13 protein-coding genes are annotated in these 13,047 nt (G+C 64.5%); 1 reads left to right on the top strand and 12 read right to left on the bottom strand.

Annotated elements, in window-relative coordinates; all coding sequences use genetic code 11:
- From MTX19_RS18550 to lpxA, 4 genes are all read right to left on the bottom strand, one after another.
- A complete protein-coding gene (locus tag MTX19_RS18550; RefSeq protein WP_280986098.1) occupies window positions 1-660 on the bottom strand; it encodes an SRPBCC family protein in 660 nt (219 codons plus the stop codon).
- A gap of 105 nt (window positions 661-765) precedes the next feature.
- The gene (gene lpxB, locus MTX19_RS18545; protein ID WP_280978733.1) at window positions 766-1,944 is read right to left on the bottom strand and encodes a lipid-A-disaccharide synthase; all 1,179 of its coding nucleotides are present in this window, start codon (window positions 1,942-1,944) and stop codon (window positions 766-768) included.
- A 2-nt stretch (window positions 1,945-1,946) separates the two neighbouring features.
- Entirely contained in the window at window positions 1,947-2,816 is an 870-nt protein-coding gene (gene lpxI / locus MTX19_RS18540) for a UDP-2,3-diacylglucosamine diphosphatase LpxI (protein WP_280986097.1), read from the bottom strand.
- Between the two features lie 7 nt (window positions 2,817-2,823).
- Window positions 2,824-3,618, bottom strand: a complete 795-nt coding sequence (gene lpxA / locus MTX19_RS18535; RefSeq protein WP_280977799.1) for an acyl-ACP--UDP-N-acetylglucosamine O-acyltransferase — start codon at window positions 3,616-3,618, stop codon at window positions 2,824-2,826.
- A 138-nt stretch (window positions 3,619-3,756) separates the two neighbouring features.
- On the opposite strand from lpxA, the gene MTX19_RS18530 reads away from it, so the two are divergent.
- Entirely contained in the window at window positions 3,757-3,993 is a 237-nt protein-coding gene (locus MTX19_RS18530; RefSeq protein ID WP_280978732.1) for a KTSC domain-containing protein, read from the top strand.
- 96 nt (window positions 3,994-4,089) lie between these two features.
- Here MTX19_RS18530 and fabZ read toward each other — a convergent pair whose 3' ends face one another.
- The 8 genes from fabZ to frr form a co-directional block, all read right to left on the bottom strand.
- The gene (fabZ, locus tag MTX19_RS18525) at window positions 4,090-4,548 is read right to left on the bottom strand and encodes a 3-hydroxyacyl-ACP dehydratase FabZ (protein ID WP_280977797.1); all 459 of its coding nucleotides are present in this window, start codon (window positions 4,546-4,548) and stop codon (window positions 4,090-4,092) included.
- Window positions 4,548-5,609: a UDP-3-O-(3-hydroxymyristoyl)glucosamine N-acyltransferase gene (gene lpxD, locus MTX19_RS18520; RefSeq protein WP_280977796.1), complete on the bottom strand. Its 1,062-nt coding sequence runs from the start codon at window positions 5,607-5,609 to the stop codon at window positions 4,548-4,550. The genes fabZ and lpxD overlap by 1 nt, the downstream gene beginning before the upstream one ends.
- 32 nt (window positions 5,610-5,641) lie before the next feature.
- A complete protein-coding gene (gene bamA, locus MTX19_RS18515) occupies window positions 5,642-8,182 on the bottom strand; it encodes an outer membrane protein assembly factor BamA (RefSeq protein ID WP_280986096.1) in 2,541 nt (846 codons plus the stop codon).
- A 175-nt stretch (window positions 8,183-8,357) separates the two neighbouring features.
- Window positions 8,358-9,509 carry an RIP metalloprotease RseP gene (rseP, locus tag MTX19_RS18510; RefSeq protein ID WP_280984829.1) on the bottom strand — a complete coding sequence of 384 codons (1,152 nt, stop codon included), beginning with the start codon at window positions 9,507-9,509 and terminating at the stop codon, window positions 8,358-8,360.
- Window positions 9,510-9,552: 43 nt separating this feature from the next.
- The gene (dxr, locus tag MTX19_RS18505) at window positions 9,553-10,776 is read right to left on the bottom strand and encodes a 1-deoxy-D-xylulose-5-phosphate reductoisomerase (RefSeq protein WP_280986095.1); all 1,224 of its coding nucleotides are present in this window, start codon (window positions 10,774-10,776) and stop codon (window positions 9,553-9,555) included.
- Window positions 10,777-10,780: 4 nt separating this feature from the next.
- Window positions 10,781-11,629 carry a phosphatidate cytidylyltransferase gene (locus MTX19_RS18500; protein WP_280978731.1) on the bottom strand — a complete coding sequence of 283 codons (849 nt, stop codon included), beginning with the start codon at window positions 11,627-11,629 and terminating at the stop codon, window positions 10,781-10,783.
- Complete coding sequence (locus tag MTX19_RS18495) at window positions 11,626-12,384, bottom strand: isoprenyl transferase (RefSeq protein WP_280978730.1); 759 nt, start codon at window positions 12,382-12,384, stop codon at window positions 11,626-11,628. The genes MTX19_RS18500 and MTX19_RS18495 overlap by 4 nt, the downstream gene beginning before the upstream one ends.
- A gap of 77 nt (window positions 12,385-12,461) precedes the next feature.
- Window positions 12,462-13,025, bottom strand: a complete 564-nt coding sequence (gene frr, locus MTX19_RS18490) for a ribosome recycling factor (RefSeq protein ID WP_280977791.1) — start codon at window positions 13,023-13,025, stop codon at window positions 12,462-12,464.
- Window positions 13,026-13,047 lie beyond the last annotated feature (22 nt).

The following is a 13,047-nucleotide window of genomic DNA, read 5'->3' as shown; positions in this document are numbered from 1 at the left end:
CTAGCCTCCACTGCCCGGTTCCGGCTCGCCGCAATAGAAAGCCGTCGTGTTGGCCGCGGCGCTCCGCGCGGCGGCTTCTTCCGTGCCCGCAGCGATCGAGGCCCTGCACCAGTCCATGCTACTGCGTCGGATGAAGTCCTTGCCGTCCTCCGAGGCGGGCCACGCCGCAGCCGCGTCGCGGTCGAATTCCTGCCCGTCACCCGTAGCGAGATAGAGGGCGAGCCCGATCAGAGCGAGATCCCAGCCAACGCCGACGGCACCCGGTCCATAACGATCCCAGAAGTCACCCTCGATAATCGAGAGATGCTCCAGTTCCAGGCGCGTTCCCCCGGAGTGATCATCGGCCAGCGTCACCGTAACCCAGCTCACGGTTCCCATGGCCTCCCAGGTCACCGCGAGCCGGCGCGGTGGCTCGCAGGCCGTGATTTCGCCGCCCGCCTGCCCCTCGAATTTGTAGCGGCCACCAAGTCTCAGATCGCCCAAGATCGGCAGGAACCAGCGTGGAATACGCTCGGGATTGGTCAGTGCGTCCCAAAGATCAGCGGTGTCGGTGTCGTAGCTGCGGGTCGCGATCACCGCCCGCGCCGGCTTGCCGTCGCGCTCCCTGACGGCGACTTCGCGAACGACGGCTCCGGCATAGGCGATTGGATCGATCTTCATGCGAAGGGCTCTATGAACATTAGCCGATACTAATATTAGTACAGCCTAATGATTTGGCCAAGCCGCTGCGGCCAGATGCCGCCCGCGAACAGCTTCAGGTGTTCCCTAGCCCGACTGCTGGCTCATCGTCGCCAGCACGATATCGGCGGCGCGGACGCTTGCCGGCTGGTTGCCGGTCGACATTTTCGCGTCCAGCGTCCCGAACGCCACGAGCTGCCGCAGCCGCTCGGGGGAATCCGCGAGCACGTCGCCGAGCGCTTGCGCGAGCTTCTCCGGAGTGCAGTTCTCCTGCAGGAATTCCGGGATGATCTCGCTGCCGATCACGAGATTGGCGAGGATCACCGACGACACCCGGATCGCGCGGCGCAGGATGAACGCCTCGGCGGCGCCGACGCGATAGGCGGTCACCATGGGAATGCCCGACAGTGCAAGCTCCAGCGTCACGGTGCCCGACTTCGCCAGCGCGGCGCGCGCGATGCGGAACGCCGCGCGCTTCTCCGTTTCACCGACCGCGATCCTCGGCACGATCGGCCACGACGCCACGCCCTCGCGCACCATCGTCTCGAGATGCGGCATGGTCGGAAGCACCAGCTCGAATTTCATTCGCTGGCCGAGCTGACCAAGCGCCGCGCCGAACAGCGCCAGATGATGCCTGATCTCACCGCGCCGGCTGCCCGGCAGAACCAGCAGGACCGGCGGCGGGGTCTCGCGCCGCTTTTGCTCCTCGGCGTTGGGCCGGAGCGAAGCCAATTGCTCGGTCAGGGGATGGCCGACATAGCTGCAGGATGGTCCTTCCAGCTTGCGATATTCCTCGGGCTCGAACGGCAGCAATGCCAGCACATGATCGACATAGCTGCGCATCGCGCGCGCCCTGCCGGGTCGCCAGGCCCAGACCGACGGCGAGACGTAATCGACAATCGGGATGTTCGGATTGCGCGCGCGGACGCGGCGGGCGACGCGATGGGTGAAATCGGGGCTGTCGATGATGACGAGCATGTCGGGCGCCTCATCGAGCACCGCATCCGCCGTGCGGCGGATCAATTGCAGGATCTTCGGCAATTGCTTCACGACCGCAGCAAAGCCCATGATCGACAGCTCTTCGATCGGGAACAACGGGGCGATCCCTTCGCTGCTCATCTGCCGGCCGCCGACGCCGGAGAACCGTACGGCGTCGCCGAGGCGCTGGCGCAGCACCTTCATCAGCGCGGCGCCGAGCCGATCGCCGGATTCCTCGGTCGCGATGAGGAAGATCTTCCGGGCAGTGGCGGGATTGCTCGCCTGCATTGTCAGCCGGCCAAACCAATGACGAAGAGCTGCTTGGCGTCGGCGGTCTCGATCAGGGCCTGTGGTTCGGCGGCAAGTGTATTGCCGGCGATCACGGCGATCCCTGCGATGCCCGCCGCCGCCGCGCCCTCGACCGTCCGCGGGCCAATGGTCGGCAGATCGAAGCGCAGATCCTGCCTGCTCTTGGGCGCTTTCACCAGCACGCCGCGCCCTGCCTTGGCGCGGATGCGGCCCTCGGCGCGCAGGCGCGCCACGCGCGCCAGCAGCCCGTCGGTGCCCTCGATATCCTCGACCGCAACCACGTGACCGTCGATCACGACAGCCGCCTGGCCGATATCGAACGGACCGAGCGCGTCAAGCACGCCGCGTCCCCGCGCAATGTCGGCAAGCGCTCTGCCGTCGGGAACCGCGCGCGTGATGGTGCCTTCCGGCATCAGCAGATCGGGCGCGACATCCTTGATTCCGACCATGCGAAATCCCTGCTGCTCGAGGATCCGGCCGACGCTCGACAACAGGTGATCGTCACCGCCGCGAAACGCGCGCACCACGTGGCCGAGCAGACGCAGCGTGCCCCAGTCGAGGCGGATCTCGGACAGCGCCGGCCGCACCAGGGTGCCGATGAAGATCAGGTCGCGGCAGCCCTCGTCGCGGAACAGCCTGGTCGCCCGCCCCAGCTGGCCGACCGAGATCCAGCGGTGACGAAACCGTTGCGCGCGCGCGGGGTCGCAGGCGCCACGCAGCGCGAACAGCACCGGCGTGATGCCGCGCGCGACCAGCGAGTCCGCCACCGCAAACGGCATGGCGCCGCCGCCGGCGATCACGCCGACCGGCGAGGTTAGTGAAGGCGCCGCTGACGTTGTGCTGGCGGCCATGCCGTGCTCAGTTCGTGTTGGCGGGAAGGCAAAGCGCGCGGTGCTTGCCGCCGTCGATGAAGGCCAGAATTTCGGCGATCGCGGGATCCTCGCTGGCCAGCGGCTGCACCGACGCCAGCCGCTCGGCAAAGATGCCGGGGCCGTGGAACAGCTTTTGATAGAACCCGCGCACCGTCGCCAGCCGTTGCTTGGTGAACTGGCGGCGCTTCATCCCGATGATGTTGAGCCCCTCGAGCACGGCATACTGACCGTTGGCGAGCCCGAATGGGATGATGTCGCCGCGCACGCCGCAGACGCCGCCGATCATCACCTGCGGACCGACGCGCGTGAACTGGTGCACCGCCGACAGACCGCCGATATAGACGAAGTCGCCGATCTCACAGTGGCCGCCGAGCGTCGCCGAGGTGGCGAAGATCACGTTGTTGCCGACGATGCAGTCGTGACCGACATGGCTGTTGTTCATGAAGAAGCCGCGATCGCCGACGCGCGTGAGCCCGCCGCCCTTGACGGTGCCGATGTTCATGGTCACGCCCTCACGGATCGTGCAGGCCTCGCCGATCTCGAGGCGGGTCGGCTCGCCGCGATAGCTCAGGTCCTGCGGCGCACCGCCGAGCGCGGCAAACGGCGAGATGACGCAGCCGGCGCCAATGGTCGTATGCCCGCTAACCGTGACATGCGCGATCAGCTTGCAGTCCGCGCCGATCACGACGTTGGGGCCGATGATGCAGTATGGACCGATCTCGGTGCCGGCTCCGATCACGGCGCCATCCGCAATGCGCGCAGTGGGATCGATCATGCTCATGGAGGTCTGGTCCGGAATTCGTTAACGGCGCCAAGGCGCTAAAGTCTCGGGCTTCGCGGTCGTTAGCGCGACTTTGCCCACTCTGTCCAGTGACGTATCATGACCGGCTGTTGCAAGCGACAGGAGCGCAGTCGATCCATGGACCGTGCCGCCGCGCTGATCTTCAGCCTGCTCTCGGCGCCGATCGGCCCCCTGACGATCGACACTGGCAATGGCGCTACTCTCGATCTGTCGACGTTCGACTGTCGCGAGATCGATCGCAGCACGATCGTCCAGCGCGTCTGCTACGACGCGGCACAGCTTGCGCTGCTGGTCGCCGTCAGGGGCAGTGACCAACACTATTGCGGCGTCCCGCCGCGACGTTCGACGCGCTGATGAACGCGCCGTCGATGGGCCTGTACCTGAATCGTGTGTCGCGGATCGCAGGAGTAGACGGCCGATACGCCTGCAGAACGTAGCGAGCGCGCCGGCTCAGTCCGTCAACATGGCGCCGACATCGGCCTCGGCAACGACCTGCCCGTCGACCTTGGCATCACCGTGAAACCACCACATCGCCTTGCGCCGCCCGATTGAGCGCATGTGGTACTCGATGGTATCGCCGGGCAGCACCGGCTTCCTGAACTTGCACTTGTCGATGGTGAGGAAGTAGACCGCGCGCGGCTTCTCGGTGCCCTCGACCGACTTGATGCCGATCACGCCCGCGGTCTGCGCCATCGCCTCGATCATCATCACGCCGGGATAGACGGGACGCTCGGGGAAATGCCCCTGGAAAGCCGGTTCGTTGAAGGTGACGTTCTTGATGCCGATACCGCTGTAGTCGGTGCGGATCTTGATGACCCGGTCGATCAGCAACATCGGAAAACGGTGCGGCAGCGTCTTCAGGATATCGTTGATATCCACGAGCTCGAACCTGACCGGTGCCTCCTCCATCACTCCTTCCCCTCACCCTTCGTTTCGCTGTCGCGCACCAGGCGTTCAACCGCGATGATTTCCCTGAACCATTGCTTGGTCGGCTTGGCAAAATGCCCGCCCCAGCGGCCGTTGGCCGGGATGTCGTCCTTCACCGCGCTCATCGCCGTAACCTGGGCGCCGTCGCCGATCTTGAGATGGTTGTTGATGCCCACCTTGGCGCCGAGCGCGACATTGTCGCCGATCGTCAGACTGCCTGCGAGCCCGATCTGGGCCGCCAGCAGGCAATCACGGCCGATTGTCACATTGTGGCCGATCTGGACCTGGTTGTCGATTTTGGTGCCCTCGCCGATCACGGTGTCGCGCAGGGAACCGCGATCGATGGTCGAACCGGCGCCGACCTCGACATTGTTCTGGATCAGCACGCGGCCGGTCTGCGGCACCTTCACATGGCCCGCCGGCCCGAAGAATATGAACCCGTAGCCGTCCTGGCCGATATTGCAGCCGGGGTGGATCAGGACATTGTTGCCGATCAGCGCGAACTGGATGGTGGTCTTGGCGCCCACATTGCAGTCCCGACCGATCTTGACGTCGGCTCCGATCACCGCGCCGGCTCCGATCACGGTGCCCGAGCCGATCTCGACCCGGGGGCCGATCACGACCAGCGGATCGACGACGACACCGTCTTCGAGCTGCGCGGTGGGATCGATGATGGCCGATGGCGCGATACCGTCGGTGCCGAACCAGGATTGCGGCCGCAGCGCGTCGGAATGCCATTCGCGCGCGATCTGGACGAAGGCATGGAACGGCTTGGCCGCACGCAGCACGGCGACCCCCTTGGGCACCTGCGCCTCGAAGCGCTGGCTCACCAGGCACGCACCGGCCTTGGTCGCGGCGAGCTGATCGACGTACTTCAGGTTGTCGAAGAAGGCGAGATGCATCGGACCGGCCTCGTCGAGCGAAGCCAGCCCCTTGATCTGCTGCGCGCCCCTCGCGGGGTCGACCAAATGCGCCTTCGTCAGCGCGGCTATCTCAGCCAGCGTTGACGAAGGGGGAGTCTTGAAGAAGATCGGCTGCGCCATTCCATCCGTCGCAGTCCGGCCGGCAAACGATCTTAGAACGTTGTACCGCCACCAAACCGGAATTCTTGCACGCGGTCAAACTGACCTTTGGTGAGCGGGACGGCGTAGTCGAAGCGCAGCGGACCGAACGGCGATTGCCAGATCAAGCCGACACCGACCGAGGTACGGACCACCTTGCTGTCGTCAAACTGCAGGCCAAGGCAGGTTCCCGGAGACGGCGGGTTCTGCGTCGGCTTGATACAGCCGGGCGTGTTGACTTCGCCAGTTGCCGCCCACGAAGTTGGTCCCTGGTAGTCGTACAGGCCGCCAGCATCGGCATAGACCGCGCCCTTGAGGCCAACTTCCTTCGGCAGGAACCAGAACGGCATCTGCAGTTCCGCCGACACGCCCCAGTACTTGGTGCCGCCGATGGCATCCTGGGTGCCGAAGGGATTGATGTCACGCGGACCGATGCCGTTCGGCGCAAAGCCGCGGACCAGGTTCGGGCCCATCTGGAAGTGATCGAGCATGCGCAGATCCTGGCTGCCCATCTTGTTCAGGATGCCGCCTTGGGCGTGGATCACGCCGACGATGTCTGCAACCAGCGGCGTGTAGTACTTCGCATCGATCGCCGTCTTGATGTAGCTGACGTCGCCGCCGACACCCGCGAAGTCCTGCTTGAAGTCGATCAGCAGGCCGTCGGTTGGGTTCTTGTTGTTGTCGAGGGTGTTGTGGTTCAGCGTGTAGCCGAGCGCCGAGGTCAGCGCCCTGCCACCCGCCAGTTCCTTGCGGACCGGCAGCGAAGCTTCACCGTCGCTAAAGCAGCCCAGGCCGTTCGTCGATACCAAGCTGATGCCGTTAAGCGCTGCGAACGCAGGGCTTGGATTGAACGCGGGATTGGGCGTTCCATCCGGCAAGAATTGCTGGTTGTTACAGTTGTCGAGCGTCGAGGGCAGCGTGATTTCCTGCTGATAGATCGAGTAGCGAAGCTGCAGCGACAGATCTTCGCGGAGGCTGAAGCCGAGCCGCGGGCTGAAGCCCAGCGTCTTGGTGCCGTACGCGATGTACCTGTTGGATAGCTGCTGGCGCTGATACAGGTCGAGGCCGAGCGCGACGCGGTAGTCGAGCAGATAGGGCTCGACGAAGGACAGCGAATAGCCGCGCGCGTACTGGCCGTAGGTCACCGACGCTTTCGCGAACAGGCCTCGCCCGAGCAGGTTGCGCTCGGAGACGCTGACTTCGGCCAGCGCACCGTCGGTGGTCGAGTAGCCGCCCGAGACCGAGAAGTCGCCGGTCGATTTTTCCTCGAGATCGACGACCAGGATGACGCGGTCGCTCGAGGATCCAGGTTCCGTGGTGATCTTCACGGTCTTGAAGAAGTCGAGGTTCTTCAGCCGGCGCTCGGCGCGGTCAACCAGCGCGCGGTTGTAGGCGTCGCCCTCGGAAATGTCGAACTCGCGGCGGATCACGTAGTCGCGCGTGCGGGTGTTGCCGCGGATATTGATGCGCTCGATATAGGTGCGCGGCCCTTCGTCGACCGCGAAGGTGATCGAGACCGTGTGATTCTCGAAATTGCGGTCACCGCGCGGCCGGACGATCGCAAAGGCGTAGCCGCGGCGCGACGCCTCGATCTGCATCTCCTCGACCGACTTCTCCAACGCCTCCGCGTTGTAGAGCGAGCCGACGCTGACGCGCGAGAACGAGCTCAGCGAATTCGGATTGAGGGTTGCGATCGACGACGTGTAGTTCACGGATGCGACGCGATACTGCTGGCCCTCCTCGATCTTGAAGGTAACCAGGAACCCTTTCTTCTCGGGGTCGTACTCGGTCAACGCCGCCACCACCTGGACGTCGGCATAGCCATTCTTGAGATAGAACCGGCGCAGCAGGTCACGGTCCGCCTCGACACGGTCAGGGTCGTAGACGTCGTTGCCGCCCAGGAAGCTAAGGATGTTCGATTCACGCGTCTTGATGACGTCGCGCAGGCGCGACGCCGAGTACGCGTTATTGCCGATGAACTCGATCGACCGGACGCCCGTCTTGACGCCTTCATTGATCTCGAAGACCAAGTCGACGCGGTTGTTCGGCTGCTCGATGATCTCCGGATTCACCCGCACGTCGTAGCGGCCCGAACGGCGGTAGATTTCAGCGATTCGCAACGCATCCGACTGAACCATCGGACGCGAGAACGTGCCGCGCGGCTTGGACTGGACTTCGGCGGCCAGCTGCTCGTCCTTGATCTTCTTGTTGCCCTCGAAGGCAACGCGGCCGATCACCGGGTTTTCGACCACGACCACGACCAGATGCCCACCGCGCTGGTCGATATGGACGTCCTGGAACAGACCGGTCTCGATCAGGGCTTTCAGGCCGTCGTCGATATCGGCCTGGCTCAGCCGGCCGCCCGGGCCGGCGTGGAAATAGGAGCGGATGGTCTCAACTTCGACGCGCCGGTTCCCCTCCACCGTGATCGAGTTGACATTCTGAGCGGCTGCAGGCGCAGACACAGCAACGGCCGCCAAGGTGGCAGCCACCGGCACGGCGAACATGACCAGGGCAGCGAACAAGCCCCCCCTCACTCGCATTCCAAACATCATGCGCGACGCGCCCTTATCCTTCCGATGCCGGGTCGTTCCCCAACGCCCCGACAGATTCCCAACCTTCCGCCCAGCTTGTAGCCAACTTTGCCATGGGGGCAAACTTACTACCGCAGTGCATTTCCATTTTCGTTCCAAGACGTTGCCCAATAGCAACGCCTCAAAAAAGCCTACTTCAGGACGCGGCCAGATGCAGGATGTCGTTGTAGGTAGCAAAGACCATCAGCATCAACACCAAACCCAGCCCGATTCGGAACCCCATTTCTTGAGCCCGCTCCGACAGCGGGCGGCCGCGGACGGCCTCGACGGAGTAAAACAAGAGGTGCCCGCCATCGAGGAGCGGAACCGGGAACAGGTTCAGAAGGCCGATGGAGATCGAAAGGACGGCTGCCAGGTGGATCAGGGCGGCCACGCCGATGGTGGCAACCTGCCCCGAGATCTGGGCGATTCGGAGCGGCCCGCCGACCTGATCAGCCGCCTCCCGCCCGGTGAAGATACCGCCGATATAGGCCAGGGTCCTGTCAATCACGAACCAGGTTTCCTTGATGCCCAGCCCAAGCGCGGTCACGGGATCGACCTTCTCGGTCACGGCATCGCCAGGTGCGGTCGCCCGTGTGATGCCCATCACACCCATCCGGTGGGTGTTGCCGAAGGGGTCCTTCACCTCGCGCAGTTCGGGGGTTCCGCGAAGCTGCACGGTTGAATTGCCCCGCTTGACCGTGAAGGTCAGCGCGTCGCCGGCATTGATGCTGACGATGCGCTGCATGTCCGAGAAGCTGTCGATCTTCGTGCCGTCGATTGCGGTGACGATGTCACCGATCTGGAACCCGGCGGCAGCGGCGGCGCTGTTGGCTTCCACCTTGTCGACCCGTGCCGACGTGCTCGGCTTGCCGAAAAAGGTGAACAGGCAGGTGAAGATCGCAATGGCCAGGATGAAATTGGCAAACGGACCGGCCGCGACGATCGCGGCGCGCCGTCCGACACTCTTGTGATGGAAGCTGCCCTGCCGCTCCTCCGCGGTCATCGCGGCAAGCGTCGCCGCAGCAGGCGTGGACGCCTCGGTGTCGTCGCCGAAGAATTTCACGTAGCCGCCGAGCGGAACCGCGGAAATCTTCCAGCGCGTGCCATGCCGGTCGTTGAAGCCCACGAGCTCCGGCCCGAACCCGAGCGAGAAGGTCAACACCTTCACGCCCGCCCAGCGCGCAACGAGGAAATGGCCCAGCTCGTGAAAGAAGACGACAATCGTCAGGACGAACAGGAAGGGAACGATATAACCCACGAGCCCATGGCTCAACGTATTGAAACTATGCAGAAAAAACTCGGGCATTCGTTTCCTCTCGACAAGAGCCAAAGGCTCCGTCCCCAACCCTCTAGGTTGCCTTTAGGGCAATTTGAGGCAATAGGGCGGCAGCTCTATTTCGCGCAGTATGGTCAACGGAAATCGTCTCATCCGCCGATGCCAGCGGTGCCCGATTCCCTGACCGCATCCAATCATTGATGGTCGCCTCAACCAGGCGCGCGATCGCGCCGAACTTGATCTTGCCCGCGATGAAGGCGGCCACCGCGACTTCATTGGCAGCGTTGAAGACGGTCGTCGCGCCCCGTCCGGTCCGCAGCGCCTCGTAGGCCAGCCGCAGCCCGGGGAAGCGCTCGAAATCCGGTGTCTCGAAGGTCAACTGTCCGATCCTGGCGAGATCGAGCTTCGCCGACGGGCCGACGATACGGTCGGGCCAACCCAGGCAATGCGCGATCGGGATACGCATGTCGGGCGTGCCGAGTTGCGCCACCACGGAGCGGTCCGAGAATTCAACCATGCCGTGGACGATCGATTGCGGATGCACCAGCACGTCGATCTCGTCGGGCGTCAGTCCGAACAGATAGGACGCTTCAATGACCTCGAGGCCCTTGTTCATCATCGACGCGGAATCGATGGTGATCTTCTGGCCCATGCTCCAATTGGGGTGCTTCAGCGCCTGCTCCAGCGTCGCCTGCTCGATATCGGCAGGAGCCCAGGTGCGGAACGGCCCACCGGACGCGGTGATGATCACCCGCACCAGCTCTTCGCGATTGCCGGAGCTGAGCGCCTGGAACAGCGCATTATGCTCGGAGTCCGCCGGTAGGATGCGGGCGCCCGCCCTGGCCGCGCGTTCCATGAAGAAATCGCCGGCGCAGACGAGGCACTCCTTGTTGGCAAGCGCAACGGTCGCGCCGCGATCGACCGCCGCGAGCGCGGGCTTCAGCCCGGCTGCGCCGCTGACCGCCGCCATCACCCAATCCGCCGGCCGCGCCGCCGCTTCTATGATCGCGCTCTCCCCGGCCCCGCATTCGATCCGTGTGCCGGCCAGCGCACCCTTCAGCTCGGACAAGCGGGCCGGGTCGGCAATCGCGGCAAAGCGCGCGCCGAATTCCTTCGCCAGCTTAGCGAGCGCCTGGACATTGCTGTTCGCGGTCAGCGCCTCGACTTGGTAACGGTCCCGTGCGCCGCGCAGGAGATCCATGGTGCTGTCGCCGATTGAGCCGGTGGCACCCAGAACGCTCACGGTCCGCACGGCTGATACCGCGGCCTTGTTGTTACGCAACGGAACTGCGCTCATCTCATCACCAAACCATAAGACCGCGTCCGACGCCATCTGCACCGCCGCGAAGAAAGCCGAAAATTGCCGCCACAATGACGGCTGCGACAAATCCGTCCAGGCGGTCCAGAAGGCCGCCATGGCCGGGAATAATGTGGCTCGAATCCTTCACTCCGAACCGCCGTTTCACCGCCGATTCAAAGAGATCACCGAGTTGTGAAACCACCGACAGCGCGGCGCCGAGCACCAGCAGCGGCCCGGTGGTGCCGATCTCGAAGGCGGCGAAACCGGCAGCGACAAGCAGGCTTGCCACAAAGCCGCCGATCGCACCGGCCCAAGTCTTCTTCGGGCTGACCCGCACCCAGAGCTTTGGCCCTCCGATGCTGCGGCCGGCAAAATAACCCCCGATGTCGGTGACCCAGACCACCAGCAGCACGAACATCAGCGCGGCAAAGCCCTTGGCCGGATCGAGGCGCACCAGGATCGCTGCGATCTCGGCGGCCCCCGCATAGATAAGGCCTGCGGTCGCCCAGTGGCGTCGCACGCCTGGTATCAGCGCGAGCGCGACGGCGCCGACGACGAGAACGACCAACGCCGCCTCGCTCCGGCCCACCATCAGACAAAGACCGACGAGGAGGAGAACGACGACGCCCGGCGCCACGACACGAAACTTGCGCGCAAGGCCCGTGACCATCAGCCATTCCACGAACAGCCCGATCGCCGCCACCGTCACCAGCAGGGACCACGCGATGCCGCCGGCATAGGCTAATGCGATTGCGACCGGCGCCAGCACCAAAGCCGCAACCACGCGCATCACCAGATTGCGCGACCCCTGCTCGCTTGGCGCCGCCGGCACGGCTTCGTCCTCAGTCACGAGCCGGTTTTCGCAGCGAGGCCGCCGAACCGGCGCTCGCGTCTGCCATACTCCGCGATCGCGCTCTCGAGCGCCGCCTTGTCGAAATCCGGCCAGTGAATCGGCACGAACACGAGTTCGCTGTAGGCGGCCTGCCACATCAGGAAATTCGACAGGCGTTGCTCGCCGCTGGTGCGGATGATCAGATCGGGATCGGGAATATCAGGTGCATCGAGATATTTGCCGAGCGTGTCGGCATCGATCGAGTCGGCGTCGCGCCTGCCCTCGGCGACCTCGCGCGCCAGGCGCCGCGCGGCCGATGCGATCTCCGCGCGCGAGCCGTAGTTGAAGGCGACGACGAGGTTGAGCTTGGTGTTGGCCCTGGTCAGATCCTCGGCCTCGTTGAGCAGTGCGCAGATGTCGGGTTCGAGCCCGTCACGCTCGCCGATCACGCGCACCCTCACCCCGTCGCGATGCAGCGTCGCCAGATCGTTGCGAATGAAACGGCGCAACAGGCCAAACAAATCCCCGATCTCGGTCGCGGGCCGCGACCAGTTCTCCGAGCTGAACGAGAAGATCGTCAAATAGAGGATGCCGAGTTCATGCGCCGCACGGACGACGCGGCGGAGCGCCTCGACGCCGCGACGATGGCCCTCGGCCCGCGGCAGGCCGCGCGCGGCGGCCCAGCGCCCGTTGCCATCCATGATAACAGCCACATGCAACGGACCGCCGGCGCGATCCGGTATCTCAGTTGCTGGGGCGGCGGCTTTGGACATCGGCTGTTTTCCGTAGCGTCTTCAGGCGAAATGGATGCCAGCTCGCATGAAGCCAACGCGTCAAATCAAGGATCGCGTCAGACCGTCAGGATTTCCTTCTCCTTGGCGGCAAGCAGCTGATCGATCTCGGCGATCACGCCGTCGGTCGCCTTCTGCACTTCGTTCGACAGACGCTCCTGATCGTCCTCGGAGATCTCGTGATTCTTCTCGAGCTTCTTGATGATATCGAGACCGTCGCGGCGCACGTGGCGCACGGCAACCTTCGCCTGCTCAGCGTATTTGTGCGCGACCTTGACGAGCTCCTTGCGGCGCTCCGCGTTGAGTTCGGGAATCCGCAGCCGCAGCACCTGCCCTTCGGTCGCCGGCGACAGGCCGAGGTTGGAATCGACGATCGCCTTCTCCACCGCCTTCACCATCGACTTGTCCCAGACCTGCACCGAGAGCAGACGCGGCTCGGGCACGCTGATGGTCGCAACCTGGTTTAGCGGCATATGCGAGCCATACGCCTCGACCTGGACCGGCTCCAGCATGGAGGCCGCGGCCCGACCGGTGCGCAGACCGCCGAGCTCGTGCTTGAGCGACTGCGTGGCGCCCTGCATACGGCGCTTCACTTCGTTGATGTCAAAACCTGGTGCGGCCATGACGTTCTCCCTTCTCAAGAAA

This window comes from Bradyrhizobium sp. ISRA464, from assembly GCF_029910095.1.
GTDB lineage: Bacteria > Pseudomonadota > Alphaproteobacteria > Rhizobiales > Xanthobacteraceae > Bradyrhizobium.
This window is presented reverse-complemented; position numbering and strand designations above follow the sequence as displayed.

Bases quoted from the DNA above. Each gene is read 5' to 3' on its own strand.
- MTX19_RS18550 (WP_280986098.1), bottom strand. From the start codon at position 660: ATGAAGATCGATCCAATCGCCTATGCCGGAGCCGTCGTTCGCGAAGTC.
- lpxB (WP_280978733.1), bottom strand. From the start codon at position 1,944: ATGCAGGCGAGCAATCCCGCCACTGCCCGGAAGATCTTCCTCATCGCG.
- lpxI (WP_280986097.1), bottom strand. From the start codon at position 2,816: ATGGCCGCCAGCACAACGTCAGCGGCGCCTTCACTAACCTCGCCGGTC.
- lpxA (WP_280977799.1), bottom strand. From the start codon at position 3,618: ATGAGCATGATCGATCCCACTGCGCGCATTGCGGATGGCGCCGTGATC.
- MTX19_RS18530 (WP_280978732.1), top strand. From the start codon at position 3,757: ATGGACCGTGCCGCCGCGCTGATCTTCAGCCTGCTCTCGGCGCCGATC.
- fabZ (WP_280977797.1), bottom strand. From the start codon at position 4,548: ATGGAGGAGGCACCGGTCAGGTTCGAGCTCGTGGATATCAACGATATC.
- lpxD (WP_280977796.1), bottom strand. From the start codon at position 5,609: ATGGCGCAGCCGATCTTCTTCAAGACTCCCCCTTCGTCAACGCTGGCT.
- bamA (WP_280986096.1), bottom strand. From the start codon at position 8,182: ATGATGTTTGGAATGCGAGTGAGGGGGGGCTTGTTCGCTGCCCTGGTC.
- rseP (WP_280984829.1), bottom strand. From the start codon at position 9,509: ATGCCCGAGTTTTTTCTGCATAGTTTCAATACGTTGAGCCATGGGCTC.
- dxr (WP_280986095.1), bottom strand. From the start codon at position 10,776: ATGAGCGCAGTTCCGTTGCGTAACAACAAGGCCGCGGTATCAGCCGTG.
- MTX19_RS18495 (WP_280978730.1), bottom strand. From the start codon at position 12,384: ATGTCCAAAGCCGCCGCCCCAGCAACTGAGATACCGGATCGCGCCGGC.
- frr (WP_280977791.1), bottom strand. From the start codon at position 13,025: ATGGCCGCACCAGGTTTTGACATCAACGAAGTGAAGCGCCGTATGCAG.